23 protein-coding genes are annotated in these 26,939 nt (G+C 67.7%); 14 read left to right on the forward strand and 9 right to left on the reverse strand.

The annotated features are described in order from the left end of the window. Positions 1 to 109 precede the first annotated feature (109 nt). Positions 110 to 1,183, reverse strand: coding sequence for an alkene reductase (locus tag ABIC66_RS18755; protein ID WP_354072045.1), 1,074 nt, complete (start codon positions 1,181 to 1,183; stop codon positions 110 to 112). A 502-nt stretch (positions 1,184 to 1,685) separates the two neighbouring features. Between ABIC66_RS18755 and ABIC66_RS18760 the strand changes: the two genes are divergently transcribed. From ABIC66_RS18760 to ABIC66_RS18775, 4 genes are read left to right on the forward strand one after another with little or no spacing between them, the layout of a single operon-like run. After that, positions 1,686 to 3,071, forward strand: a complete 1,386-nt coding sequence (locus ABIC66_RS18760; RefSeq protein WP_354072047.1) for an alginate export family protein — start codon at positions 1,686 to 1,688, stop codon at positions 3,069 to 3,071. Positions 3,072 to 3,083: 12 nt separating this feature from the next. Then, positions 3,084 to 4,391: a CmpA/NrtA family ABC transporter substrate-binding protein gene (locus ABIC66_RS18765; RefSeq protein WP_354072049.1), complete on the forward strand. Its 1,308-nt coding sequence runs from the start codon at positions 3,084 to 3,086 to the stop codon at positions 4,389 to 4,391. A 14-nt stretch (positions 4,392 to 4,405) separates the two neighbouring features. Further along, the gene (gene ntrB / locus ABIC66_RS18770; protein ID WP_354072051.1) at positions 4,406 to 5,299 is read left to right on the forward strand and encodes a nitrate ABC transporter permease; all 894 of its coding nucleotides are present in this window, start codon (positions 4,406 to 4,408) and stop codon (positions 5,297 to 5,299) included. Positions 5,300 to 5,311: 12 nt separating this feature from the next. Continuing rightward, complete coding sequence (locus ABIC66_RS18775; RefSeq protein WP_354072053.1) at positions 5,312 to 6,097, forward strand: ABC transporter ATP-binding protein; 786 nt, start codon at positions 5,312 to 5,314, stop codon at positions 6,095 to 6,097. Here the strand turns inward: ABIC66_RS18775 and ABIC66_RS18780 are convergent. Both ABIC66_RS18780 and ABIC66_RS18785 read right to left on the reverse strand, forming a co-directional pair. Further along, a complete protein-coding gene (locus ABIC66_RS18780) occupies positions 6,094 to 7,470 on the reverse strand; it encodes an FAD-containing oxidoreductase (protein WP_354072054.1) in 1,377 nt (458 codons plus the stop codon). The two genes, ABIC66_RS18775 and ABIC66_RS18780, sit on opposite strands and share 4 nt — an antisense overlap. Continuing rightward, entirely contained in the window at positions 7,467 to 7,931 is a 465-nt protein-coding gene (locus ABIC66_RS18785; RefSeq protein WP_354072056.1) for a DUF4126 family protein, read from the reverse strand. Before ABIC66_RS18785 ends, ABIC66_RS18780 begins: the two co-directional genes overlap by 4 nt. A 307-nt stretch (positions 7,932 to 8,238) precedes the next feature. Between ABIC66_RS18785 and ABIC66_RS18790 the strand changes: the two genes are divergently transcribed. From ABIC66_RS18790 to cobA, 7 genes are all read left to right on the forward strand, one after another. Next, on the forward strand, positions 8,239 to 8,808 hold the full coding sequence (locus ABIC66_RS18790; RefSeq protein ID WP_354072057.1) for an ANTAR domain-containing response regulator: 570 nt from the start codon (positions 8,239 to 8,241) through the stop codon (positions 8,806 to 8,808). Then, complete coding sequence (locus ABIC66_RS18795) at positions 8,809 to 9,951, forward strand: ABC transporter substrate-binding protein (protein ID WP_354072059.1); 1,143 nt, start codon at positions 8,809 to 8,811, stop codon at positions 9,949 to 9,951. A gap of 231 nt (positions 9,952 to 10,182) precedes the next feature. Further along, on the forward strand, positions 10,183 to 11,403 hold the full coding sequence (locus ABIC66_RS18800) for a nitrate/nitrite transporter (RefSeq protein ID WP_354072061.1): 1,221 nt from the start codon (positions 10,183 to 10,185) through the stop codon (positions 11,401 to 11,403). 28 nt (positions 11,404 to 11,431) lie between these two features. Beyond that, a complete protein-coding gene (gene nirB / locus ABIC66_RS18805; protein ID WP_354072063.1) occupies positions 11,432 to 13,900 on the forward strand; it encodes a nitrite reductase large subunit NirB in 2,469 nt (822 codons plus the stop codon). Then, entirely contained in the window at positions 13,897 to 14,247 is a 351-nt protein-coding gene (gene nirD, locus ABIC66_RS18810) for a nitrite reductase small subunit NirD (RefSeq protein WP_354072065.1), read from the forward strand. The genes nirB and nirD overlap by 4 nt, the downstream gene beginning before the upstream one ends. A gap of 4 nt (positions 14,248 to 14,251) precedes the next feature. Then, on the forward strand, positions 14,252 to 16,930 hold the full coding sequence (locus tag ABIC66_RS18815; RefSeq protein ID WP_354072066.1) for a nitrate reductase: 2,679 nt from the start codon (positions 14,252 to 14,254) through the stop codon (positions 16,928 to 16,930). Further along, on the forward strand, positions 16,920 to 17,690 hold the full coding sequence (cobA, locus tag ABIC66_RS18820; protein WP_354072068.1) for a uroporphyrinogen-III C-methyltransferase: 771 nt from the start codon (positions 16,920 to 16,922) through the stop codon (positions 17,688 to 17,690). The genes ABIC66_RS18815 and cobA overlap by 11 nt, the downstream gene beginning before the upstream one ends. Here the strand turns inward: cobA and ABIC66_RS18825 are convergent. Beyond that, the gene (locus ABIC66_RS18825) at positions 17,687 to 18,652 is read right to left on the reverse strand and encodes a hypothetical protein (protein WP_354072070.1); all 966 of its coding nucleotides are present in this window, start codon (positions 18,650 to 18,652) and stop codon (positions 17,687 to 17,689) included. The two genes, cobA and ABIC66_RS18825, sit on opposite strands and share 4 nt — an antisense overlap. Before the next feature lie 127 nt (positions 18,653 to 18,779). Between ABIC66_RS18825 and ABIC66_RS18830 the strand changes: the two genes are divergently transcribed. Then, the gene (locus ABIC66_RS18830) at positions 18,780 to 19,190 is read left to right on the forward strand and encodes a GFA family protein (protein ID WP_354072072.1); all 411 of its coding nucleotides are present in this window, start codon (positions 18,780 to 18,782) and stop codon (positions 19,188 to 19,190) included. Positions 19,191 to 19,258: 68 nt separating this feature from the next. Beyond that, positions 19,259 to 19,777, forward strand: a complete 519-nt coding sequence (locus ABIC66_RS18835; protein WP_354072073.1) for a YdeI/OmpD-associated family protein — start codon at positions 19,259 to 19,261, stop codon at positions 19,775 to 19,777. Here the strand turns inward: ABIC66_RS18835 and metC are convergent. Next, on the reverse strand, positions 19,774 to 20,925 hold the full coding sequence (gene metC, locus ABIC66_RS18840) for a cystathionine beta-lyase (protein ID WP_354072075.1): 1,152 nt from the start codon (positions 20,923 to 20,925) through the stop codon (positions 19,774 to 19,776). The genes ABIC66_RS18835 and metC overlap by 4 nt on opposite strands. Positions 20,926 to 21,001: 76 nt before the next feature. On the opposite strand from metC, the gene ABIC66_RS18845 reads away from it, so the two are divergent. Continuing rightward, positions 21,002 to 22,084 carry an amino acid ABC transporter substrate-binding protein gene (locus tag ABIC66_RS18845; RefSeq protein ID WP_354072076.1) on the forward strand — a complete coding sequence of 361 codons (1,083 nt, stop codon included), beginning with the start codon at positions 21,002 to 21,004 and terminating at the stop codon, positions 22,082 to 22,084. Positions 22,085 to 22,095: 11 nt separating this feature from the next. Here the strand turns inward: ABIC66_RS18845 and sseA are convergent, their stop codons facing one another. From sseA to ABIC66_RS18865, 4 genes are all read right to left on the reverse strand, one after another. Continuing rightward, positions 22,096 to 22,953 (reverse strand): 3-mercaptopyruvate sulfurtransferase, encoded by an 858-nt coding sequence (gene sseA / locus ABIC66_RS18850; RefSeq protein WP_354072078.1) that lies wholly within the window; start codon positions 22,951 to 22,953, stop codon positions 22,096 to 22,098. Positions 22,954 to 22,987: 34 nt separating this feature from the next. Then, complete coding sequence (locus ABIC66_RS18855) at positions 22,988 to 23,986, reverse strand: cysteine synthase A (RefSeq protein WP_354072080.1); 999 nt, start codon at positions 23,984 to 23,986, stop codon at positions 22,988 to 22,990. A gap of 173 nt (positions 23,987 to 24,159) precedes the next feature. After that, on the reverse strand, positions 24,160 to 25,389 hold the full coding sequence (locus ABIC66_RS18860) for a class I SAM-dependent methyltransferase (protein ID WP_354072082.1): 1,230 nt from the start codon (positions 25,387 to 25,389) through the stop codon (positions 24,160 to 24,162). 54 nt (positions 25,390 to 25,443) lie between these two features. Then, positions 25,444 to 26,883 carry a cryptochrome/photolyase family protein gene (locus tag ABIC66_RS18865; RefSeq protein WP_354072084.1) on the reverse strand — a complete coding sequence of 480 codons (1,440 nt, stop codon included), beginning with the start codon at positions 26,881 to 26,883 and terminating at the stop codon, positions 25,444 to 25,446. Positions 26,884 to 26,939: the final 56 nt, after the last annotated feature.

The raw sequence follows: 26,939 nt of genomic DNA on the forward strand, positions 1-26,939 counted from the left end.
GGCGCCTCATTCGGCGCGGCCTAGCGCCGGGCCATCGCCGACGCGGAGGAGCGTCTGGCCCAGGGTCTGCGCCTGGACCCGACGTCCCGTTCGCGCTTGCGTTAGGCGCCTACTCGGCCGGTTCGGTGATCTGGGCCAGGGTGGGATAGTCCACATAGCCCTTGCCGTCGCCGCCGTAAAAGGTGGTCGAGTCGGGCGCGTTGAGCGGTGCGCCCTTCCGCAGGCGCTCCACCAGGTCCGGGTTGGCGATATAGGCCTTGCCGAAGGCCACGGCGTCCGCCCGCCCGGCCGCGATGGCGGCGTTGGCGCTGGCGACGTCATATTTCTCGTTGCCGATATAGACCCCGCCGAACGCGGCCTTCAGCGCCGGGCCCAGGCTGTCGGCGGCCTCGTGCTCGCGGGCCGACACGAAGGCGATCTTGCGTTCTCCCAGCGCCTTGGCCACGTAGCCGAACGTGGCGGGCAGGTTGCTGTCGCTGATGCCGTGGCTGTCGGCGCGCGGGGCCAGGTGGACGCCCACGCGATCGGCGCCCCATACGGAGATCGCGGCATCGGTGGCTTCCAGCAGCAGCCGGGCCCGGTTCTCGATCGGGCCGCCGTACTGGTCGGTGCGCTGGTTGGCGCCGTCCTGCAGGAATTGGTCGAGCAGATAACCGTTGGCGCCGTGCAACTGGACGCCGTCGAAGCCGGCGGCCTGGGCGTTTTCCGCGCCCTGGCGGAAGGCTTCGACGACACCGGCGACCTCCTCGGTCGTAAGGGGACGGGGCGTGGGGTAGGGGCGTTCGGGGCGCAGCAGGCTGACATGGCCCTTGGCGGCGATGGCGCTGGGGCCGACCGGGGTCTCGCCATTCAAATGCGACGGGTCGGAGATGCGGCCAACGTGCCAGATCTGCATGAAGATGCGGCCGCCCTTGTCGTGCACGGCCTTGGTGATCTGCTTCCAGGCCTGTGTCTGCTCCTTCGACCAGATGCCCGGAACGCCGGCGTAACCGACACCCTGGGGCGTGACCGGCACCCCCTCGGTGATCAGCAGACCCGCGGAGGCGCGCTGACCGTAGTATTCGGCCATCAGGGCGTTGGGCACGTGGGTCGGACCAGCGCGCAGCCGAGTCAGCGGAGCCATGACGACGCGGTTAGGCAGGTCGAGGGCGCCGACGCGCAGCGGGTCGAACAGGTTAGCCATGAGACAATCCATCGAAAGCGGCGCCAACCCTCCGTCGGCGTCTGCGCAGCTATCTGGGGGCTGGGTGTTATATCGCAACCGCAACAGGCTCTGATTTCGTCTGAAAGCGAGGACGACAAAATCTGAAACCTAGAGGCGCGCGCTGGCGGGGCGGCGCGCATCGGCGATCCGCCGCGGACCGACGCCGGAAGAAACTCAGCCGGGTTCTGATGGTCCAAACGCGGAATTTGCGAGCAAAGCGCTGCTTTGGCCTGCTTTGCTGCTGTGCAAAATGGCGTCTTTTGTGCGTTGCGGCCATCGAGAACGCGGTTTTGCGATTGCCGGTTCGACGCGTCGGCCGCCTCCTGATCACGACACGGGGGACAACGACGTTCCCCGTTGGCCTGTAAGGGCCGCCGTCGGCGATGTAGCCGTCTGGCAAGCTTGGACAACGACGTCCGGAGAGACCGCTGCGCGTGGTCTCGCCGGGCGTCTTTTTGTTTTGGCCTTAGGGGATGAAGGCATGAAATCCGTTCGACTTATGCTGCACTGCGGTGCGGCCGCGATGGCGCTCGCCTGGAGCACGGCCGCTCTGGCCCAGACCGCGCCGGACCCAGCGCCGAAACCCCCTGAAGAGGCGGCCGCCGAGCCTACCGCCGAAGCGGCGCCGGAACCGCTACCGCCCGCGCCGCCGCCAACGATCAGCGACCAGATCGGCGCCGGCAAGCTGATCCTGGAAGTGCGGGCCCGCTACGAGAACGTCGATCAGACCCGCACAGCGACCCTGCGTGACGAGGCTAACGCCTTCACCGTCCGGACCCGCTTCGGCTGGGAGAGCGCCGAGTTCAAGGGCGTGAAAGGCCTGATCGAATTCGAGGATGTCCGCCAGATCGGCTCCGAGCATTATGCCGTCAACGTGCCGGGCGCGGCGACCCTGCCGCTGAATGGCGTCGACAAGGCGCGCTATCCGATCGTCAACGATCCGGACGTCACCGAACTGAACCGCGCCCAGCTGACCTGGACGCCCAGCGCGGCCCTGCAGGTCACGGCCGGCCGCCAGCGCATCCTGCTGGACGACCAACGTTTCGTCGGCAATGTCGGCTGGCGTCAGGACGAGCAGACCTTCGACGCTGTCCGCGCCGACATGGCCCTGGGCCGCTTCAAGGCGACCTACGCCTATGTCACCCACATCAACCGGGTGCTGGGCGAGCTGCGCGACTGGGACTCCGACAGCCACCTCTTCAACGCCACCTGGTCGCCGGCCGAAGCCTTGCGCCTGCAGGGCTTCGTCTACGCGCTCGACTTCGGCAATTCGGCGGCCAATTCGTCGATCACCAAGGGCGTCAAGGCCTCGGGCAAGACGTGGTTGGGCCTCTATCAGCTGGCCTACAACGCCACCTACGCCAAGCAGTCGGACTATCGCCACAACACGCCGAACTTCGATCTGGACTATTACGGCGCCGACTTGGCCGGGACCTTTGACATCTACACCGTCAAGGTCAGCTACGAGTCGCTGGAAGGCGACGGGACGCGCGGCTTCACCACGCCGCTGGCCACCACCCACGCCTTCAACGGCTGGGCCGACGCCTTCGTCTCTCCAGGTGGCAACAAGAGCTTCGTCGACGGGCTGGAGGACCTGAACCTCAGCCTGAACGTCAAGCCGCGCTTCCGCCGGACCTACTTCTTCAACAGCGACGTCGTGGTCCGCTACCACGACTTCGACGACCAGCGGACCGGCGCGGATCTCGGCCACGAGTGGGACGTCCAGTTCACCGCCGCCATCACCACCAAGCTCTCGATCCAGCTGAAATACGCCGACTTCCAGCGCGTCACGAGCGTGCCTGTCGGCACGGCGACACCGCCGGCCGCGCGGACCAAGGCCTGGTTCACCCTCGAATATAAATTCTAGCCCTCGGGACGCATGACCATGAGCAAGACCGACATGACCCAGTCTGGCCTGAAGGCGCCCGGCCTGACCCGCCGTCACGCCCTGATCGGCGCCGCCGCCACCGTCGCCGCCGCCAAGGCCGCGTTCCCGGCCGGCGCCCACGCCGCGGGCGCGGGGCCGGAAGTCGCCAAGGCCCGCCTGGGCTTCATCGCCCTGACCGATAGCTCGCCGGTGATCATCGCCAAGGAGCGCGGCCTGTTCGCCAAGTACGGCCTGCCCGACCTCGAGGTCGTCAAGCAGGCGTCGTGGGCCGCCACCCGCGACAATCTGGTGCTGGGCTCGGAGCGCGGCGGCATCGACGGGGCGCACATCCTGTCGCCGATGCCCTATCTGATGACCACCGGTGCGATCACCAACGGCGTCCCGACGCCGATGTACATCCTGGCCCGCCTGAACACCAACGGGCAGGGCATCTCGGTCGGCAATGACCTCAAGAGTGTTCAGGTCGGCCTGAACAGCGCCGGCGCCAAGGCCAAGTTCCAGCAGCTGAAGGCGGCCGGCAACATCGCCAAGATCGCCATGACCTTCCGGGGCGGCACCCACGACCTGTGGGTCCGCTACTGGCTGGCGGCTGGCGGCATCAACCCCGAGACCGACGTCGCCACCATCGTGATCCCGCCGCCGCAGATGGTGGCCAACATGAAGGCCGGCACCCAGGACGCCTTCTGCGTGGGCGAGCCCTGGAACGGCCAGCTGGTCAATCAGAAGGTCGGCTACACCGCCTGCCTGACGTCGGAACTCTGGATGAACCACCCGGAAAAGGCGCTCGGCATGCGCGCGGCCTGGGTCGACAAGTACCCTCGCGCCGCCCAGGCCATCACCGCCGCCGTGCAAGAGGCGCAGCTGTGGTGCGACAAAGCCTCGAACCTGCCGGCCATGTGCTCGATCGTCTCCGGGCGCCAATACATCAACGTGCCGATGGGCGACATCCTGCCCCGCCTGCAGGGCACGGTGGACTATGGCGACGGCCGAACGCTGAAGAACTCGCCGCACCGGATGAAGTTCTGGGCCGACAACGCCAGCTTCCCGTTCAAGTCCCACGACCTGTGGTTCCTGACCGAGGACGTCCGCTGGGGCGTGCTGCCGCAAAAGACCAACACCAAGGCCTTGGTCGACAAGGTCAACCGTTCGGACATCTGGCGCGCGGCGGCCAAGACGATCGGCCAGAACGGTCCGGCCGGCGACAGCCGCGGCGTCGAGCGCTTCTTCGACGGCAAGGTGTTCGACCCGGTCAATCCGGGCGCCTACCTGGCCAGCCAGCCGATCAAGAAGCTGGTCTGAGGGGAGGGCGTGTCATGACCTACCCCAAGCCCTCGTTCACCCAGGCGACGCCGGCGCCGGCCGCCACGGTCGCCGCCGTAACGCCCGTGATGGCCAAGCCGACGGCTCTGTCCGAGCTGGGCCGCCGCGCCAAGGCTGCGGCCGGCGTGGTGATCCCGCCGCTGCTGACCCTGCTGGTCCTGCTGGGTCTATGGCAGTTGATGGTGGGGGATTCCTATACAGGCCTGCCGTCGCCCAAACAGGTGTGGCTGGAGTCCAAGGACCTGATTCTGCACCCGTTCTACGACCACGGCGGGGTCGACAAGGGTCTGTTCTGGCACGTGTTCACAAGTCTGAAGCGCGTCGGGATCGGCTTTTCGATCTCGGCGGTCTGCGGAATCCTGCTGGGCGTGTTCGTCGGCTCCAACCGCTGGGCGCACCGGGGCCTGGATCCGATCTTTCAGGTCCTGCGCACCGTGCCGCCCCTGGCCTGGCTGCCGATCTCGCTGGCGGCCTTCCACCAAGCCCAGCCCTCGGCCCTGTTCGTGATTTTCGTCACCGCGATCTGGCCGATCATCATCAACACCGCCGTCGGCGTGCGGAACATTCCCGGCGACTACGTCAACGTCGCCAAGGTGCTGCGCCTGTCGCCGATCGAGTATTTCTTCAAGATCCTGCTGCCGGCCACCACGCCCTACATCTTCACTGGCCTGCGGATTGGCATCGGCATGAGTTGGCTAGCCATCGTCGCCTCGGAAATGCTGCTGGGCGGCGTCGGCATCGGCTTCTTCATCTGGGACCAGTACAACGCCTCGCGCATCGCCGACATCATCGTGGCTCTGGCCTGGGTCGGCATGACAGGCTTCTTCCTCGATCGCCTGGTGGCCCTAGTCGGCCATTTCGTCTCGCGCGGCAGCGCGGCCAGTTAGGGAGTCACGCACATGGCCAAGGCCTATCTTTCCATCGAGAATGTCGGCGTGACCTTCACCAAGGGCGCCGCGCGCAGCGAGGTGCTGAACGGCATCGACCTGAAGGTCGAGAAGGGCGAGTTCGTCTCGATCATCGGCCATTCCGGCTGCGGCAAGTCCACCCTGCTGAACGTGGTGGCCGGCCTGACGCCCGTCACCACCGGGGCGGTGATCCTGGACCGGCAGGAGGTCAACGCGCCTGGCCCCGACCGCGCCGTCGTCTTCCAGAACCATTCGTTGCTGCCATGGCTTTCGGTTCGCGAGAACGTGTCCCTGGCCGTCGACAAGGTGTTCGGGAGCAGCAAGTCCGCCGCCGAGCGTCGCGATTGGACGCTGCACAATCTGGATCTGGTCAAGATGACCCACGCGCTCGACAAGCGCCCGGCCGAGATCTCCGGCGGCATGAAGCAGCGGGTCGGCATCGCCCGGGCCCTGGCCATGGAGCCCAAGGTCCTCTTGCTGGACGAACCGTTCGGAGCCCTGGACGCCCTGACCCGCGCCCATCTGCAGGATAGCGTCATGGAGATCCACGCGGCGCTGAAGAACACCGTGCTGATGATCACCCACGACGTGGACGAGGCCACCCTGTTGTCGGACCGCATCGTGATGATGACCAACGGCCCGCGCGCCTGCGTCGGTCAGGTATTGGACGTCGCTCTACCCCGTCCGCGCGATCGCCTGGCGGTGGCCGAGCTCCCGACCTACGTCCACGCGCGGGCGGCGGTGATCGAGTTCCTGTACGCCCGACGCGCGGCCTAGGCTGGCTTCAACTCCTGAAGCATCGTCGGGATCAGTTCGGACACTGTCGGATGGATGTGAACCGCCCGCGAGATTACCGTGTAGGGCGCCTTGGCGTACATCAGGTCGATCATGCCGTGGATGGCCTCGTCGCCATTCAGGCCCAGGATGGCGGTGCCGAGGATCTGTTTGGTCTCGGCGTCGACCACCACCTTCATGAGGCCCTGGGTTTCGCCCTTCTCGACGGCGCGGCCGACCCTGGTCATCGGACGCTGGCCGATCAGCAGCGGACGGCCGGTGGCGCGGGCCTCGGCCTCGGTCATGCCGACCCGGCCCAGGGGCGGATCGACGAACAGACCGTAGCAGGTGATGCGATCACTGACCTTGCGCGGATCATCGTCCAACAGGTTGGCGGCGATGATCTCGAAATCGTTGTAGGCCGTGTGGGTGAAGGCGCCCTTGCCGTTGCAGTCGCCCATCGCCCAAACCCCGGGAACAGTGGTGCGCAACTGATCGTCGACGACGATGTAGCCGCGCTTGTCAGTCTCGATTCCGGCTTTGTCGAGGCCCAGGTCGTCGGTGTTGGGCTTGCGGCCCACGGCCAGCAACACGTGCGAGCCGGTCACCCGCGGCGCGCCGGCCTCGCAGGTCACGTGCACGCAGACACCTTCGTCGGATGGTGCGAAGCTGATGCACTCGGCGTCGAGGCGGACGGCGATCCCCTCGGCCTCCAGGATCCCGCGAATGGCGTCCGAGATTTCCGGATCCTCGCGGCCGATCAGGCGCGGCCCCATCTCGACGACGGTGACCTGGCTGCCGAAGCGGCGGAACATCTGGGCGAACTCCAGCCCGATGTAGCTGCCCCCCACGATAACCAGGTGCTCGGGCAGCGTATCCAGCTGCATCATATCGACATTGGTCAGGTAGGAGATATCGCCGATCCCGGGCATGTCAGGCACGTTGGCGCGTCCGCCGACATTCAGGAAGATCTTCGGCGCGGTCAAAAGCGCGTCGCCGACCCGGATCGTGTCGGCGCTCTCGAAGCGCGCGTGGCCCTGGATTACGGTGATGCCCGGCATGCCGCGCAGCCACGTCTCGACATTGCCGCGCGCGTTGCGAACCACGGTCTGCTGGCGTTGCTTGACCCGCTTCATGTCGACACCCACCGGGCCGCTCCGGGTCACGCCGTATTCGTCGGCGCGGCGAGCGAGGTGCGCGGCATAAGCGCTGGCGACCAGGGTCTTGGTCGGCATGCAGCCGGTGTTGACACAGGTGCCGCCGAAGTCCTTGCGCTCGATCATCGCCACGGTCTGGCCGGCGGCTGTCAGGCGTCCGGCCAACGAAGGTCCCGCCTGGCCGGCGCCGATAATGATGGCGTCAAAGCGTCTAGTCATAGCGCGACCGCCACGATCAGGATGGCGCCGCCGACGGCGATCACGTCCTCGATGAGGGCGGCGGGCGTGTCCTTGCCGAACAGCCTGGCCAGGCGCGCGCGAGCCTCGGCGCCACCGAGCGTGCCGATCACGGCGCCGACCGCGCCAATCACCGCGCCGCGGAGCCAATGGCCGCTGGGCATCATCAAGGCCGCGCCGCTGAAGGCGCCGGTCAGGACGCGGGTGATGAATTGGACGGGGACCTTGCGACTGGGCGTCTTCGGCAACTGGTCGCCGACCAGCTCCAGCGCCGCCAGGGCCGTCAGAACTAGGACGGGGATGACGCCGCCTAGCCAGCTCAGGGGAAAGCCCGCCAGCGGCAGCCATCCCAGGCGCGCGGCCCACGCCACGGCGGCGGGCGCCGTCATGGCGCGCAATCCGGCGACCGCGCCGATCAACAGAGCGAACAGGTAGAGGGACATGAAGGGCTCCGCTGGGTTTTGTGTCGCCGGATCTGGCGCGAGCCGACAGGACAGTGCAAGGCCGATCGCCGTTCTTGCACGTTCCGATGGTGTTCGACGCCAAGGCGGCGTTTCGCGCGGCAAGGTGTTGCCGGCCCGGCCGACTGTGCGACAGAGCGGTGCGACCTCGGTTCCGTCGCGGGCAGGGCTTGCCGTTTCGCCCAAGAAATGGACGTCGGCGCCCGCTTTCTGCGCAATATCTAGAGGGTGCGCCCCTAGCAGGGGAAAGTTCCCATCGCTTCACCAGGCGCCGCTTAGGACGAAGGCGATGCGGGTGCTCGTCATTGATCCAGATACCGCGCGCGCCGCGCTCGTGGCCCAGGGGCTGGAGGGCGTGCAGCCGCTCGAGGTGCGCCGTTCGGCCGTTTATGACGAGGCCGAGGTCATGGCCTTCGCGCCCGACGTGGTGGTGATCGCCGCCGAGAGCCCAGACCGCGACACGCTCGACAGTCTGCAGGAGTCCAGCCAGGGCCACGCCGTGGTCATGTTCGTCGACCGTTCCGAGCCGGGACTTGCCGAACAGGCCGTTCGAGCTGGCGTCGCGGCCTATGTCGTCGATGGTCTGGCGCCCAGCCGCGTGCGCTCGATCCTCGACGTGGCCATGAGCCGCTTCGCCCTGACCCAGCAACTGCGCGGCGACCTCGCCAAGGCCAAGGCGGACCTGGAATCGCGCAAGACCGTCGAACGGGCCAAGGGCCTTTTGATGAAGGAACGCGGCCTAGACGAGGACGGCGCCTACCGGCTGCTGCGTAAGCTGGCCATGGACCGGGGCAAGCCGATCGGGGCCGTGGCCGCCGACCTGCTGGCCTTCGCTGGCGTGCTGAAGGGGGACGGCTAGGTGAGCGGCCTGTCGGACTTGCGTCTCGGATTCATTCCGCTGACCGATTGCGCGCCCCTGGCGGCCGCGCACGCGCTCGGCTTCTTCGAGGAGGAGGGGCTGAACGTCGAGCTGGTCCGCGAGGCGTCGTGGGCCACCATCCGCGACAAGGTCGCCGTTGGCGCGCTTGACGGCGCCCACATGCTGGCCCCGATGGCGCTGGCGGCGACGGCGAACGGGGAGGGCGCGATCCTGGCGCCGCTGGCCCTGAACCAGAACGGCAGCGCCGTCACGGTGTCGACCGCGTTGATCGAAGCGATCCAGGCCGTGGATCCCGACGCTCTGGCGGGAACGCCGGTAACCGCCGCCGCCCTGGCCAAGGTGGTCGCCGCGCGGCGCGCGAAAGGGCGGGGGGCGCTGACCTTCGCCGTGGTCTTTCCCTATTCGATGCACAACTACCTGCTGCGCTATTGGCTCGCGCAGGGCGGGGTCGATCCTGACCGCGACGTGCGCCTGGTGGTCATTCCGCCGCCGCGCATGGTTGAGCGGATGCGGGCCGGCGAGATCGACGGCTTCTGCGTCGGCGCGCCCTGGAACGCGGTAGCCGAGGCCGGCGGCGTCGGCCGGATCCTGATCGCGGCCTCGCAATTCTGGCCCGGCGGTCCCGACAAGGTGCTGGGCGTCACCACCGAACTGGGCGCGGAGCGGCCCGACGAGCTGCGCGCCTGCCTGCGGGCGGTGATGCGTGGAGCCGCCTGGGCCGACCAGGCCGAGAACCGCGAGACGCTGATCGAGCTGCTGGCTCGGCCCGACCGGATCGGCGCGGCGCCGACCGCGATCGCGCGCGCGCTGCAGGGCGAGATCGTCTTCCACCGCGACGCGGCCGGCCTGCCGCGCCGCGAGCATGGCCTGTGGTTCCTGTCTCAGATGACTCGCTGGGGGCAGATCGGCGCCGAGCACGATCTGCAGGCGCTTGTCGATCGGGTCTATCGCCCAGACCTCTATCGTGAGGCGGCTCTGTCCCTGCCGATTCTGGAGCCGGCCTTGGCATTCCCCGACGCCGCCGGCGCGGTGGAAGCGCGGCTGTTCGATGGTCGCGCGTTCGATCCCAAGGCCGCGCGCGCCTATGCCGCCGCCTTCGACATCCACCGCGCCCTGATCTGAGTGCACGCTTCCTGGGCACCGCTCGTGCATAAATGCTGAGCAAGTGTGCGTCGCAAACATGAAGGCGCTGCAGCGCGGCATGAGCCGTGACAGGACGCCCAACACACGTCTTCACTAAGCTCAAGGCCTACGAACAACGGCGTTCGCGGCTGCCAGAGGACCGCTCGGATGCGGTCACCCGTCCGGGGCGACGACGCTCCGCTCTCGCAGAACGCAACATCCGAGGCCGTCATGCTCTCTCGCGATTTCCTGAAGGCCGGCCATGCGCCGACCCTGTTCGCCGCCTTCCTCTATTTCGACCTCAGCTTCATGGTCTGGGTGATCCTGGGCCCGCTGGGCGTCGCCATCGCCAAGGACTTCCAACTCGACCCCGCCCAGAAGGGCCTGATGGTCGCCATCCCAGTCCTGGCCGGCGCCGTGCTGCGCTTGGTCAACGGCGTGCTGGTCGATCGGATCGGCCCCAAGAAGACTGGCATGATCGGTCAGCTGATCGTGCTGGCCGGCTTGGTGCTGGCCTGGGCGGTCGGGATCCACAACTATCAGCAGGTCCTGGCTCTGGGCGTCATCCTGGGCGTCGCCGGCGCTTCGTTCGCCGTGGCCCTGCCGTTGGCCTCGCGCTGGTATCCGCAGGAGCATCAAGGCCTGGCCTTGGGCATCGCCGGCGCCGGCAATTCGGGCACGGCTCTCGCGGCCCTGTTCGCGCCGGCCCTGGCCAAGGCGTTCGGCTGGCAGACCGTGATCGGCTTGGCCGCCATCCCTCTGGCCGTCGCCTTCGTCGTCTACATGCTGCTGGCCAAGGACGCGCCGGAGCAGCCGGCCCCGAAGAAGTTGGCTGAGTATCTCGACGTCCTGAAGGTCCCGGACGCCTGGTGGCTGATGCTGCTGTACGGCGTGACCTTCGGCGGCTTCGTCGGTCTGGCCTCGTCGCTGACCATGTACTTCAATTCGGAATACGGCCTGGACCCGGTGATCGCCGGCTTCTTCACCGCCGCCTGCGTCTTCGCCGGCTCGTTCGTCCGTCCGGTGGGCGGCGCCCTGGCCGATCGCTTCGGCGGCGTACGCACCCTGAGCTTCGTCTACGTCCTAGCCGCCGCCGGCCTGGCCACGGCCAGCTTCCAACTGCCGTCGCCGTTCATCGCCCTGGGCGTGTTGATGTTCTCGATGCTGGTCCTGGGCGCGGGCAACGGCGCGGTGTTCCAGCTGGCCCCGCAGCGTTTCCGCAGGGAAATCGGCGTGATGACCGGCCTGATCGGCATGACCGGCGGCATCGGCGGCTTCTACCTGGCCTCGACCCTGGGCATGGCCAAGAAGATGACCGGTTCCTACCAGTCCGGCTTCATCGGCTTCGCGCTGCTGGCCCTGTTCGCCTTCGTCGCCCTCTACAGCCTGAAGGCCCGCTGGCGCGCCATCTGGCCGACCCTGCACGGCGACGCCGCCAGCGTCCGCGTCTGATCACCTCCTCCGACAAGCGAGATCGTTCATGTCCTCCAAGGAACATCTGGTCGTCATCGGCAACGGCATGGCCGGCTGCCGAGCGGTCGAGGAAGTGCTTAAGCGCGACCCCCATCGCTACGACGTCACCATCTTCGGCGCCGAGCCGCGGGTGAACTACAATCGCATCATGCTGTCGCCGGTTCTGGCGGGCGAGAAAACCTTCGACGACATCGTCATCAACGACGAGGCCTGGTACCGCGACAACGCCATCACCCTGCACGCCGGTCGCGCCGTCACGGCGGTCGACCTGGACGGTCGTAAGGTGGTCGCCGAGGGCGGTCTCGAGGTCGGCTACGACAAGCTGATCCTGGCCACCGGCTCGGATCCGTTCCGCCTGCCGCTGCCCGGCTCGGACCTCAAGGGCGTGGTGACCTTCCGCGACCTCGACGACGTCGAGGCCATGGTCGAGGCCTCCGGCAAGGCCGGCGCCCGCGCGGTGGTCATCGGCGGCGGCCTGCTGGGCCTGGAAGCCGCCTACGGCCTGGCGCGCAGAGGCATGGCCGCCACGGTCGTCCACCTGATGGACGTGCTGATGGAGCGCCAGCTTGACGAGAGCGCCGGCTATCTGCTGCGCGAGGCCCTGGCCGAACGCGGCGTCGAGACGGTGCTGGGCGCCCAGTCGGAAGAGATCGTCGGCCAGGACGGCAAGGTCGCTGGCCTGAAGCTGAAGGACGGCCGTGTCCTGCCGTGCGACCTGCTGGTCATGGCGGTCGGCATCCGCCCGAACGCGACCCTGGCCAAGGCTTCGGGCCTGCAGGTCAATCGCGGCATCATCGTCGACGACGCCATGCGCACCTCGGATCCGGCCGTGTTCTCGGTCGGTGAGTGCGTCGAGCACCGGGGTAACTGCTATGGCCTGGTGGCGCCCATCTGGGACATGTGCCGGGCTCTGGCCGAAGAGCTAACGGACGGCCAAGGGGGCTATGAGGGCTCGGTGCTCTCGACCCGCCTGAAGGTCTCTGGCGTCGACGTGTTCTCGGCCGGCAAGTTCGCCGGCGGCGACGGCTGCGAGGACATCGTGTTCCGCGACGCCGCGCGCGGCGTCTATAAGCGCGTGGTCATCGAGGGCGGCAAGGTCGCCGGCGCGGTGCTGTTCGGCGACGCGGCCGACGGCGGCTGGTACTTCGACCTGATGAAGGCGGGGACGGACGTCGCGGAAATCCGCGAGACCCTGATCTTTGGGCAAGCGATCACGGAGGGCCTTTCGGGCCTGGACCCTAGCGCGGCCGTTGCGGCCATGCCCGACACGCAGGAAATCTGCGGCTGCAACGGCGTCTGCAAGGGTGCGATCACCGGCGCGATCACGGCCAACGGCCTGACCACACTGGACGACGTCCGCGCGGTGACCAAGGCCTCGGCCTCGTGCGGGTCATGCACGCCGCTGGTGGAGCAAGTCATCCGCCTGACCCTCGGCGACGGCTTCAAGGCCCAGACCGGCCCGAAGCCGATGTGCAAGTGCACGCATCATCCGCACGGCGACGTGCGCAAGGCGATCGTCGAGCTTGAGCTGAAGTCCATGCCCGCCGTCATGCAGGCCATGGAATGGCATACGCCCGATGGCTGCGCCTCGTGCCGCCCGGCCCTGAACTACTACCTGCTGTGCGCCTGGCCTGGCGAATATGTCGACGACAGCCAGTCGCGCTTCATCAACGAGCGCGTTCACGCCAATATCCAGAAGGACGGCACCTATTCGGTCGTGCCGCGCATGTGGGGCGGCATGACCAGCCCCTCCGAGCTACGCGCCATCGCCGACGTCGCCGACAAGTACGACATCCCGGCGGTCAAGGTAACGGGCGGCCAGCGCATCGACCTGCTGGGCGTCAAGAAGGACGATCTGCCGGCGGTGTGGGCCGACCTCAACGCCGCGGGCATGGTCAGCGGCCACGCCTACGCCAAGGGCCTGCGCACGGTGAAGACCTGCGTGGGCAGCGACTGGTGCCGGTTCGGCACCCAGGATTCGACCGGTCTCGGCATCAAGCTCGAGAAGTTCATGTGGGGCTCGTGGGCGCCCGCCAAGGTCAAGCTGGCCGTGTCGGGGTGTCCCCGCAACTGCGCGGAATCCACCTGCAAGGACATCGGCGTGATCTGCGTCGACAGCGGCTACGAGATCCATGTCGGCGGCGCCGCGGGCCTGCACATCCAGGGCACCGAGCTGCTGACCAAGGTCGCCACCGAGGAAGAAGCGATCCAGCTGATCGCCGCGGTCATGCAGATGTATCGCGAGGGCGGCTGGTATCTGGAACGGATCTACAAGTGGATGGCCCGCATCGGCCTCGACACGATCCGCGCCGCCACCGTGGACGACCTTGAGAACCGCGCGGCGCTCTACGCCCGCTTCGTCGTCTCGCAGGAAACCGCGCAGATCGACCCATGGGCCGAGCGCGCCACCGGCGGCGTGGCGGCCGGCGAATTTGCGCCCATGGCGACCCTTCCCCTGGAGATGGCGGCCGAATGACCGTTCAAGCCCATATCGATCCCGACTGGCGTGACGTCGGCGCCGTGACCGACATCCCCGAACGCGGCGCGCGTCGGGTGGCCACGGCCCAGGGCGACGTCGCGGTGTTCCGCACCGGCGACGGCCAGGTCTTCGCCCTGGTCGACCGCTGTCCCCACAAGCACGGACCGCTGAGCCAGGGCATCGTCCACGGTCACGGCGTGACTTGTCCGTTGCACAGCTGGGTCATCGACCTGGCCACCGGCCAACCGACGGGCGCCGACGCCGGCAAGGGCTGTACGCCCGTGGTGCCAGTGCTGGTCAAGGACGGCCGCATCCTGCTGGCCCAACCGGCGATGGCGGACTGACCGCATGGCCGACGGCTCCGCAGCGCTCACGACGATCAAGACCACCTGCGCGTACTGCGGCGTCGGTTGCGGGGTCGCGGGCGCGGTGGGCGAGGGGCGGTCAGTCTCGATCGCCGGCGACGCGGTCCACCCCGCCAATCTCGGCCGCCTATGCTCGAAGGGTTCGGCGCTCGGCGCGACGGTGAGCCTGGAAGGTCGCCTGCTAGAGCCCACGATCGGCGGCAAGACCGCCTCGTGGGCCGAGGCCACGGCCCTGGTCGCCAAGCGCTTCAAGGACACCATCGCCCGTCACGGCCGCGACAGCGTGGCCTTCTACGTCTCGGGCCAACTGCTGACCGAGGACTACTACGTCGCCAACAAGCTGATGAAGGGCTTCATCGGCTCGGGCAATATCGACACCAACAGCCGCCTTTGCATGGCCTCGGCCGTCGCCGCCCACAAGCAGGCCTTCGGCGCCGACCTGGTGCCCGGCTGCTACGAGGATCTCGATGTCGCGGACTTGGTGGTGTTCAGCGGCCACAACGCCGCCTGGACCCATCCGGTGCTGTTCCGCCGCCTGGAGGCGGCCAGGGCGCGCGGCCAGAAGCACGTGGTCATCGACCCGCGCCGCACCGACACGGCCGAGGGCGCGGATCTGCACCTGGCCATCGCGCCGCAGAGCGACGTGCGTCTGTGGAACGGGCTGCTGGCCGACCTGGTTCGGCGCGGCGCGATCCATCGCGACTACATCGCCGAGCACGTGAACAATTTCGACCAAGTGCTCGCCGCGCTTGCGGAAAATGATCAGTCTCTGAGCGCCGTGGCCGCCGATTGTGGCGTGGCCATCGAGGATCTGCGGACCTTCTACGATCTGTTCGCCGCGAATGCGCGGACGGTCAGCCTGTTCTCGATGGGCGCCAACCAGTCGGCGCAGGGCGTGGCCAAGGGCCTCTCCATCATCAACGCTCACCTGGCCACCGGCCGGATCGGCAAGCCGGGCGCGTGCCCGTTCTCGATCACCGGCCAGCCCAACGCCATGGGCGGGCGCGAGACCGGCGGCATGGCCAACACCCTGGCCGGCCACATGGACTTCGCCCCGGCCGACCGCGACCGCGTGGCCCGCTTCTGGGGGGCGCCCGACACCGCCCGCGCGCCCGGCCTGAAGGCCGTCGAGATGTTCGAGGCCGTCCGCGACGGGCGGATCAAGGCGATCTGGGTGATGGCCACCAATCCGGCCGTAAGTCTCCCTGACAGCGGCGCGATCCGCGAGGCCCTGGCCAAGTGCCCGTTCGTGGTGGTCTCCGACTGCGTCGAGACCGACACCACCGCCTTCGCCGACGTCAAGTTGCCGGCCCTGGGCTGGGGCGAGAAGGACGGCACGGTCACCAATTCCGAGCGCCGGATCTCGCGCCAGCGGGCTCTGTTCCCCGCGCCGGGCAATGCGCGAGCGGACTGGAGGATCATGGCCGACGTCGCCACGGCCATGGGCTTTGGCGGTTTCGGCTGGGCCAACAACGCCAGCGTCTTCCGCGAATGGGCCCGCCTGACGGCCTACGAAAACGACGACCGCCAGCTGAATCTTTCCGGTCTTTCGGCTTTGACGCCAGAGACTTACAGCGAGCTCCTGCCGATCCAGTGGCCGGTCAAAGCCGATGGCAAGGGCACGCCGCGCTTGTTCGTCGACGGTCGCTTCCAGACTCCCGATGGGCGCGCCCGCATGGTCCCGGTCAAGCCGAAAGGACCCGCCGAGGCGACCGGCGACGCCTATCCGATGTCGCTGAACACCGGCCGTATCCGCGACCATTGGCACACCATGACCCGTACGGGCTTGGCTCCCGACCTGTGTCGTCACGCGCCCGAGCCCTATGTCGAGATCCATCCCGACGACGCCGACGCCCTGGGCCTGAAGGACGGCGCCCTGGCGCGGGTGACGACGTCGCGCGCCGAGGCCGTCGCCGTGGCCAAGGTCAGCGACCGCCAGCGTCGCGGCAGCCTATTCATGCCGATGCACTGGACCGACGCTTTCGCGCCGTCGGGCCGGGCCAACGCCCTGGTCGCGCCGAACGTCGATCCGACCTCGGGCCAGCCGGAGTTCAAGCACACGCCCGCCCGCGTTCGCGCCTACCGCGAGACCTGGAAGGGCTTCTTCCTCAGCCGCGACGCCGTCATGTCGCCAGGCCTGGATCTCGTCTGGCGCCGGGTCCCGCAGGACGCCTGCCAGCAGCACGAGTTCGCCGGCCGCGGCGAACAGGGCCAGCGCGACGCCCTCCGCAAGATCCTGACGAAGAAGCTGGAGGGCGAGGTCGTCGCCTACGAGGACGCCGCCACCGGCGCGCGTCGCGAGGCCTGGATCAAGGATGGCCGCCTGATTGCGGTCTTCTACATGACGGCCACCGGCCGTCTGCCGCCGCGCGATTGGCTGGCCGAACTGTTCGGCGAGCAGACCCTGACCGCCGAAGCCCGCTCGGCCCTGCTGTTCGGCCGCCCGCCCGGCGCGCCGGTCGATAAGGGGCCGATGGTCTGCGCCTGCCTGAAGGTTGGGGCCAAGGCGGTGGACGCCGCCATCGCGGCCGGGGCCGATACCCCGGACTCCGTCGGCGCGGTCACGGGCGCGGGGACCAACTGCGGGTCCTGTCGTCCCGAAATCGCGCGCATGATCAAGGTCTTGGCCGTTACTCCTAAGGAGCCTGCCCATGTCGTTTGAGAACACGCTCGGCAAGGTGCTGCTGGTCGGCGCAGGTCCCGGTCCGGTGGACCTGATGACCGTCCGCGCCTTCCGCGCGGTCGAGAGCGCCCAGGCGCTGCTCTACGACGCCCTGTGCTCGGAGGAGGCCATCGCCCTGGCGCCGGCCGGCTGCGTGCGCATCCAGACCGGGAAGCGCGCCGGCAAGCCCAGCATGAAGCAGGACGAGATCAATCGCCTGATGCTGCGCCTGGCCCGCAAGGGCCTGAAGGTTGTCCGGCTGAAGGGCGGCGATCCGTCGATCTTCGGCCGGGTCGGCGAGGAGGCCGCGTTCCTGAACGGCTTCGGCGTCGAGACGGAGGTGGTGCCCGGCGTCACCGCCGCCTGCGCCGCCGCCGCTCAGTTCGGCTTTCCCCTGACCCACCGTGGCGAGGCGCGCCGGGTGGTGTTCACCACGGCGCGGCTGGAGGCGGGCAAGCTGTCGGGCGACTGGAGCGCCGCGGCCGATCCCGAAGCGACCCTCGCCGTCTATATGGGCGGCGACGTCGCGGCGGATCTCGCCCAGCGGATGATCGCCGCGGGCCGTCCGGCCGACACGCCCGCCGTCGCGGTCGAGAAGGCTGGCGGCGCGGACGCCAAACTTTACACGGCGACCTTGGCCACCCTGGCCGAGCGCGTAGCCGAGGCTGGCGACGGGCCGCTGCTGATCGTGGTCGGCGAGGTCGCCGCCCGGGCCCACGCGGTGGCCGAGATCGTCGAAACCGTCCGGAAGACGGCCTAGGCGGCTTTCGCCGTCGCCTGGGGACCGAAGCCCGGACGCCAACGCACGCAGTTTGGCGCCGAAAGGTCGACATCGAATTGGCGGCCGTGGCTGGCCAAGGCGTTGTGCTTAGGCGGCGCCAGTTTCTGCCAGGCCTTGTTCGCGGCCCAGTAGGCGGGCTTCAAGACGCCGGGGACGCTCCGCGCGCTGGGGTTCAGGCCCATTTCACGGCGAAGGCGGCCATTCAGGCAGAGGACGCCGTTGGTCAGCATCGATCGGCGGGTCGTGTATTCGACCGACACCGAGACGTTGGTGTTGTCGCCGTTGACCACCCGGTGCGGCGAGTGGATGGGCCACGACACGGCCTCGCCGGGCGCCAGGGCGACGGGGATGGCCTCGGCCTCCATCCACGGCTGGTAGGGCAGGTCGCTGAGCGTCTCCTTCAGCAGGATGGCTTCCAGCGAGCGCTCCGAGATCAGCTCGTCCTTGGGCGGGTAGACGTACATCGTCTTGTCGCCGCGGACATGCCACAGCATCGTTTCGGCGGCGTCGACGTGTAGAAAGACGCCCATCCGAGCGCTGGAGATCAGCACCGCGGCGCTGCCACGCAGCACCTGGACGCCGGTTTCCTTGGAGAAGTCGGCCATGATCTTGTCGAACACGGCGCGGTACTTCGGGTGATCGGTCATGGCGGTGCGGGGGCTGATCCAAAGACGGCCGCGTCGCGCCGCCTCGACCAGTTCCGCGCCCGACAGGCCGTCCGCGTCGCCCGCGATCCAGCGTTCGGCGGGCGGCGGGTTCTCGCGCATGGTGCAGATCGTGACCTGGTCGCGCGGATATTCGTCCAGCAGTTGGGCCAGCGCCTCGTCCGTGAACAGGCCGGTCTCGGCCAGACGATGATTGAAGCGGACGATCTCGTCCTTGATCTTTGAGGCGTTCTGGTCGGGGAACTCGATCATCGACGGCATGACGGTGTCTCGCAATGGGATCTCGGAGGCGCTTCGCTGCAGGTTTCGAACCAGCTTCAGCGTGCGATACTGACAGTAGGGTGGCAGCAGGCCCGCCGTAGAACGATGCCCAACGAATGACGCCAGTCGAGAGGGACGATCCATGCTCAAGACCTATACCGGCAGCTGCCACTGCGGCGCGGTCCGCTACGAAGCCGACATCGATCTGGACGCCGGCGCCAGCCGCTGCAACTGCTCGATCTGCAAGAAGGCCCGCGGCTGGGGCGTATTGATCAAGCCGGACGCGTTCCGCCTGCTCGCGGGCGAGGATCGCCTGGGCGACTATCAGTTCGGCACGATGAGCGGCCACCACCGGTTCTGTTCGACCTGTGGCGTACGCACCTTCGGGCACGGCCATGTCGCCGAGCTTGGCGGTGACTTCGTCTCGATCCAGGTCGCGACTCTGGATGACGCCACGATCGAAGAATTGGCGGCCATGCCGATCACCTATGGCAATGGCCGCGATAATCTCTGGTGGGAGCGGCCGACCGAGGCCGAGATTCGCTACCTCTAGAGCGTGGCAGCCGAAAGTATGAGCGGTTTCGGCGCCTGCCACGCTCTAAATGTTTGAGATAGAGCCCCATGACCAGCCTTCGCTTCAAGGCCAGGATCGAGATCAACGGCATCAATCCGTTCGTACCGCTCGACGCCGAGCAGGCCGCGCGCCTGCGCGAGGGCTGGCGCAAGCCGATGCCGGTGCGGGTTCAGGTCAACGGCGCCCCCGCCGAGCCCTGGCGCATCAACATGATGCCAAGGGGCGACGGCGGCTTCTTCCTCTATCTGCACGGCGAGGTTCGCGAGGCGGCCGGCGTGGGCGTCGGCGACACCGTGGACGTCGAGGTGACGTTCGACGAGGCTTATCGCGGCGGCCCGGCCCACCCGATGCCCGAGGCCTTCGCGCATGGCTTGAGGCACGACCCGGCCGCCGCCAAGGCCTGGGACGCCCTCACGCCCAGCTTGCGGAAGGAGGCCTTGCGCCGCTTCGCCAGCGTGAAGTCGGAGCAAGCCAGGACGCGGAACATCGAGGCCGCCCTGGCGGTGCTGGGCGGCGCGTCCGGCCGGTTCATGGCGCGGGAATGGAAGGACGGCGCGGTCGTCTAGACGAGCTTCTCGAACGCCTGGTCGAGATCGGCCTTCAAATCCTCCACGGCCTCCAAGCCGATGTGCAGCCGCAGCAGCGGGCCTTCCAGATTGACGGGGGCGGCGGTTCGGCTTTTCAGCTGCGGATCGCAGTGGATGGCCAGGCTCTCGTAGCCGCCCCACGAGAAGCCCAGGCCGAACAGCTCGAGGTTATCCAGGAAGGCATGGACGGCGCGCTGCGAACAGGGCCGCAGAACCACGCCGAACAGGCCGCAGGCGCCGCTGAAGTCGCGCTTCCACAGCGCGTGGCCGGGATCGCCTGGCAGGGCGGGGTGCAGCACCCGCGACACCTCCGGCCGGTCCTGCAGCCAGCGGGCGATCGCGAGGCCGTTGTCCTGGTGACGCGGCAGGCGCGTGGCCAGGGTGCGCAGCCCGCGCAGCATGGTGTAGGCGTCGTCGGGCGAGACCGACCAGCCTATGTCCCACATGGCGTCGCCCAGCTGATTGCCGATCACGATGTCCATGGTGGTCGCCGAGCCCATGAAGCAATCGGAATGACCGCCGACATACTTGGTCAGGGCCTGGACGCTGATCGTCACGCCGTGCGCCAGCGGCTTGAAATAGAGGCCGGCGGCCCAGGTGTTGTCGATCAGGGTCAGGATCCCGCGATCGTTGGCGACCTTGGCGATGGCCGGAATGTCCTGCATCTCGAAGGTCAGGGAGCCGGGCGATTCCAGCAGGATCAGTCGCGTCTTCGGCGTGGCCAGGGCCATCAGCGCCTCGGGCGCCAGGGCCGGGTCGTAATAGGTGGTCTGGACGCCGAAGCGGGTCAGCACGCGATCGCAGAACCTGCGGGTCGGCTTGTAGGCGCTGTCGACCACCAGGATCTCGTCGCCGGCCTTCAGCACCGCCAGCATCGCGCCGGTGATCGCCGCCAAGCCCGAGGGATAGAGGGTGACGTCCGGCGAGCCCTCCAGTTCGGCCAGGGCTTGCTGCAAGGCGGCGGGCGAGGACAGGCCGGTGATGCCGTAGGACATCTGGGTGTCGTCATACAGTGACGCCGCGTTGGGCATCAGCACCGTGGAACCGCGCTGGATGGGCGGATTGACCGTTCGCGCCAGCCCAGCGGGCTGGGAGCCCTTGCGGATCAGGCGGGTTTCTTCATCCATGGCAGGCACTCTTCGGCGACGCGGTCCAAGCCTTGTGGTTTAAGGCTCAGCGCGCGCGGTTCAAGGGAGCGATCGGGTGTCGGTGCGTTTTGGCTTGGCGGTTCTGGCGGCCCTCGTGTTGGCGGGCTGCGACCAGCGCACGCCCGAGGCCCCGCCGAAGTCCGCCGAGGCCACGCCGTCCTTGGCGATCAAGCCCGCCGCGCCCAGTCCGACCCTGAAGGCCATTCGGGCGCGGGGCGAGTTGCGCTGCGGGGTCAATCCCGAGCTGCCGGGCTTCGCGTTCCAGGACAATGGCGGGCGCTGGCGGGGCTTCAATGTCGACTTCTGTCGCGCCGTGGCCGCCGCCGTGCTGGGTAAACCCGACAAGGTCCGCTTCGTGCCGCTGGGCAATGACGAGCGGATCGCGGCCCTGCGCTCGGGGAAGGTCGATGTCCTCTGGCGCAACACGTCCTGGACCTTCTCGCGCGACGCCGGCGACCAGTTGGACATGGCGGCGATCTCGTATTTCGACGGCCAAGGCTTCCTGGTCCGCCGCAGCCTGAACCTGACCAGCGCGGTCGAGTTGAACACCGCCAAGATCTGCGTCCAGAGCAACGCCACCTCGGCCCAGAACCTGGATGACTTCTTCCGGACGCGCGGCATCGCCTACACGGCGATGGTCTATGACAGCGAGGATCAGGCTCGCGCCGCCTACCAGGCCGACAAGTGCGACGCCTTCACCGCCGATATCTCGGCCCTGGCCGCGGCGCGCTCGGTGCTCGACGACCCGGGCGCCCACGTGATCCTGCCCGACGCCATCTCCAAGGAGCCGCTGGGGCCGCTGGTGCGCCAGGACGACCCGGCCTGGACCGACATCGTCCGCTGGACCCTCTACGCCCTGATCCTGGCCGAGGAGCACGGGGTCACCAAAGCTAACGCCAAGGTCATGAAGACCGGCGCCGATCCCGAGGCGCGGCGGCTGCTGGGCGAGGGCGGCTATGGGGCCATGCTCAGCCTGGACGCCGACTGGGCCTATCGGGCGATCATGGCTGGCGGCAACTACGGAGAGATCTTCGACCGTGACATTGGCGGCGGGTCGGCGCTGAAGCTGGATCGCGGCTTGAACGCCCTCTGGAATGCGCCGAAGCCTGGCCTGCTGTACGCGCCGCCTCTGCGCTAGATCCTATGGCGCTAGTCGGCCGGGCCGGTCACGACCGGAACGTCGGCCAAGCCGCCCCATTCCGTCCAAGAGCCGTCGTAGACCGCCGAGCGCGGCTTGCCCATGCGGGCCAGGGCCAGCGCGACCACCGAGGCGGTGATGCCCGAGCCGCAGGTCGAGACGATGGGCTTGTTGATGTCGACGCCGGCGGCCTCGAATACCGCTTTCAGCTTGTCGGCCGTCAGCAGGGTCCCGTCCGGCGCGATCATGGCCGAAAGCGGAATGTTGCGCGCGCCAGGCATATGGCCGCCGCGCAGGCCGGCGCGGGGCTCCGGGTCCTTGCCCTCGAAACGGCCGGCGGCGCGGGCGTCGATGATCTGCTCGCGACCGCTGGCGACGATGTCGCGCATCTGCTCGACCGAGCGATAGATGTCGGCCTGGTAGCGCGGCGTGAAGTGGCGTTCCTGCGGCGAGGCCGGGCCGTCCTCGATCGGGCGGCCCTCGGCGATCCATTTGGGCAGGCCGCCGTCCAGCACCACCACATCCTCGTGGCCCATGGCGCGGAAGTGCCACCAGGCGCGGGCGGCCGGCAGGATGCCGATGCTGTCGTAGACGACGATCCGCGACCCGTCGCCCAGGCCCAGCTTCTTGACCTTCGACGCGAACTTCACCGGCGTCGGGATCATGTGCGGCAGATCCGAGGTCTCGTCGGAAATGTCGTCGATGTCGAAGAACACCGCGCCCGGGATGTGAGCGGCCAGGAACTCCTTGCCCGGATCGCGCTGGGCGGCCGGCATGTGCCAGGAGGCATCGACGACCCGCACGTCCGGCGCGTCGAGATGCTCGGCCAGCCATGCGGTGGAGACCAGCGGATCGGACGGAATGGCCATGAGGACGCCTTTCGGTTTCTGACTCGGCCGCAGCTTACATCCAGGGCGGCGTCGGCAAGCCCTTTTCCTTGAGGAACTCGGGATTGAACAGCTTGGACTGGTAGCGCGAGCCGTGATCGCACAGGATGGTCACGATGGTGTGGCCCGGGCCCAGTTCCTTGGCCAGCTTGATCGCGCCGGCGATGTTGATCCCGGACGAACCGCCCAGGCACAGGCCCTCGTACTGGACGAGATCGTAGATCGCCTCGAGCATTTCGGTGTCGTCGACGCGGAACGGATGGTCGACGACCAGGTCCTTGAGGTTGGCGGTGACCCGGCCCTGGCCGATGCCCTCGCTGATCGAGGTTCCTTCGGACTTCAGCTCGCCGTCCTTGTACCAGCTGTAAAGCGCCGCGCCGTACGGGTCGGCCAGGCCGATCTTCACCGCCGGCTTGCGCTCGCGCAGGGCCGCGGCGACGCCGGACAGGGTGCCGCCCGAACCGACCGCGCAGATGAAGCCGTCGATCTCGCCGCCGGTCTGCTCGAAGATCTCTGGGCCTGTTGTGCGATAGTGGGCGTCGCGGTTGGCGACGTTGTCGAACTGATTGGCCCAGATCGCGCCGTTCGGCTCGGTCTTGGCAAGTTCCTCGGCCAAGCGTCCGGAATAGCGGACATAGTTGTCAGGATTGGAGTAGGGGACGGCGTCGACCTCGACCAGTTCCGCGCCCAGCAGGCGGATGGCGTCCTTCTTTTCCTGGCTCTGGGTGCGGGGGATGACGATCGTCGTCTTGTAACCCAAGGCCGAGGCGACCATGGCCAGGCCGATGCCCGTATTGCCGGCCGTGCCCTCGACGATCCGGCCGCCGGGCTTCAGGAGGCCCTTGGCCTCGGCGTCGCGAATGATGCCCAAGGCCGCGCGGTCCTTGACCGATTGGCCGGGGTTCATGAACTCGGCCTTACCCAAAATCTCGCAGCCCGTGGCCTGGCTGGCGCGGGCCAAGCGGATCAGCGGGGTGTTTCCGATGGCGTCCAGGACGCTGGGCAGAACGGTCATGGCGGGCCTTCTTCGGCGGTTCCGGACCGCTGGTAGATCGTGCGGCGGCCGGCCGGCGCAACCCCAGTTTTCCTGAAGACGGATGAGGCGCGGAGACAAACCCTAGCTTGGCCGTGGCCTTGGCCGGTTATCCACAAATATTGGCGAGCGATACTGAGCCGATGGGCTTTGTGTCAGCTCCGGCTCAGCCCCAGCTGGATGACATTGGTCCGCTCGGTGCGGAAACCGGCCTCGCAGTAGCTGAGATAGAACCGCCACAACCGCCGGAAGCGCTCGTCGAAACCATCCTTGCGGATATCGCTCCACGCGGCCTCGAACCGCCGTCCCCACTCGGCCAGGGTGTCGGCATAATTCTGGCCGAAGCGCTTGAGATCGCTCCATTCCAAGCCCGCGCGCTCGGTCTCCTCCTTCAGGCGCGCCTCGCTGGGCAGCATGCCGCCCGGAAAGATGTAGCGCTGGATGAAGTCGGTGCGGCTGCGGTAGCGGCTGAACAGCTCGTCGCGGATGGTGATGATCTGCAGGCCCGCGCGGCCGCCGGGGCGCAGCACCTCGCGGATCTTGCCGAAATAGGTCGGCCAATATTCCTCGCCGACCGCTTCGAACATCTCGATCGAGGCCACGGCGTCGAACTGGCCCCGAACGTCGCGATAGTCGATCAGCTTGATGTCTGCCTTTTCCGAAAGGCCTTGTTCGAACAGGCGCTTGCGGGCGAAATCGTACTGAGCCTGGGAGATGGTGATGCCGGTCACGCGGGCCCCGACCTCCCTGGCGGCGAACTCGGCGAAGCCGCCCCAGCCGCAGCCGATCTCCAGCACGTGCTTGCCGGGCGCGAGATCGATGGTCCTGGCCAGGGCCGCGTACTTGGCGCGCTGGGCCTCGGGCAGCGGCTGGTTCGGCCGCTCATAGAGCGCCGAGGAATAGGTCATGCTAGGGTCCAGCCAGCGCGAGTAGAAGCTATTGCCCAGGTCGTAGTGGGCATGGATGTTCCTGCGCGAGCCTTCGCGGCTGTTGCGGTGGAACAGGTGGTAAAGAACATTAACTACCCGCATCACCGGATTGCCTGCCAGCAGCGGTGTCAGCTTGTCGAAGTTCAGCGAGAACGCTTCCAGCACCGCCGAAAGGTCAGGCGTCTCCCACTCACCGGCCATGAAGCCCTCGGCGAAGCCAATGGAACCCGAGGTGAAGGCGCGGCGAATGAAGTGATAGTCGTTGATCTGAACAATGGCCGCGGGACCGGACTGGCCGCCCGTGACGGTCAGGGCCTTGCCCGTCGGCAGGATCCAGGTGACCGAGCCGATCTCCCAATGGGTCGTGACGACCCGTAACGCGGCGCGGAAGGCGGCCGGGGCGGTCTTCAGGTCAGGATCGTTCCAGAGCACAGTATCCAAGGCGGGGCCTCGCATCCGGTGACGCGTTTATTAACGCCGTTAACGACCGGCTCGTAAAGCCCCGCTCCGCTAAAGGCTCCTATAGGCCTCCATGGCTTTTTCGCGCGCTTGAGCGTGATCGACGATCGGTCGCTCATAGAGACGTTTGGCTTCCGCCGGCAGATGCAAGGGGCGGGTCCACGGCTTGTGGATAAGTTCGTCTGAAACGCCTCGCAGTTCCGGTATCCAGCGCCGGACATAGGCGCCGCGCGGGTCGAACTTCTCACCCTGGGTGATGGGGTTGAAGATCCGGAAATAGGGCGAGGCGTCGGCGCCGCTGCCGGCGACCCATTGCCAGTTGCCGACATTGTTGGCGAGGTCGGCGTCGACCAGCGTATCCCAGAACCAGGCCTCGCCCTCGCGCCAGTCGATCAGCAGGTGCTTGATCAGGAACGAGGCGACGATCATCCGCACCCGATTGTGCATGAAGCCCGTCGCCCAGAGCTCGCGCATGCCCGCGTCGACGATCGGATAGCCGGTTTCGCCCTTCGTCCAGGCTTCGAAGGCAACGTCGTTCCGCGCCCAGGGAAAACCGTCGAACTCGGGCCGGAAGCTCTTGGTCGGCAGGTCCGGCCAATGGAACAGGATCGAATGGTTGAACTCGCGCCAGCCAAGCTCGGAGAGGAACTTCTCGACCTCGCCCGCGGGGGCGTCGCCGTGGTCGGCGGCGTTGCGCGCGGCCAGCCAGACCTGGCGCGGGCCGATCTCGCCGAAATGCAGGTGCGGCGACAGGCGTGAAGTGGCCTCCACGCCGGGCAAGTCACGCTGCTCGCCATAGCCGCCGACCGGACCGGAGAGAAAGCTGTTCAGCCTTTCCAGCGCGCCCGCTTCGCCGGGTGTCCAGAGATCGAAGCCCTTGGACCAATCGGGCTTGCTCGGGTGCAGCCTCCAGTTCGCCAGGCCTTCGGTTCGCGGGAAATGATCCAGTGATTTCAGCGTCTTCGGCGCAGGTTCTACGGTGACATGGATCAGGTGTTCGCGCGCCGCGCGCCAGTAGGGCGTGAAGACCTTGTAGGGCTGGCCCGAGCCGTTCTTGACCGTCCAAGGCTCGTTCAGCAGGCCGGCGTTGAAGCTCTGACAATCGACGCCGACGGCTTTGAGCCGCGCCTTGATCTCACTATCGCGGTCGATGCTGGCCGCGTCGTAGAGCCGGTTCCACAGCACGCAGGTCGCGCCGGTGTGGGCGATCACGTCGTCAAGCACTTCGGCGGCGACGCCCTTGCGCAGGACGAGCCTATTGCCAAGCTTTTCAAGGTCCTGCGCCAGGCGCCTCAGCGACTTGTCCAGCCACCACCGCGACGCCGCGCCCAGGGGGCGAACGCCGGGCGTCTCGTCGAGGATGTAGAGCGGGATCACTGGCCTTTCGCTGTCGGCGGCATGGCGCAGGGCGGGATTGTCGGCTAAGCGCAGGTCGTTGCGGAACCAGACGATGATCGCCCCACTGTCGTCACTGTTCTTCCGCACTTGCACCGCCTCGCCCAAGGGGTCACCTGTTGGGCGCCTGAAATCCCTACCAGCTGGAATAG

It is taken from the genome of Caulobacter sp. 1776 (assembly GCF_040545685.1).
Lineage (GTDB): Bacteria > Pseudomonadota > Alphaproteobacteria > Caulobacterales > Caulobacteraceae > Caulobacter.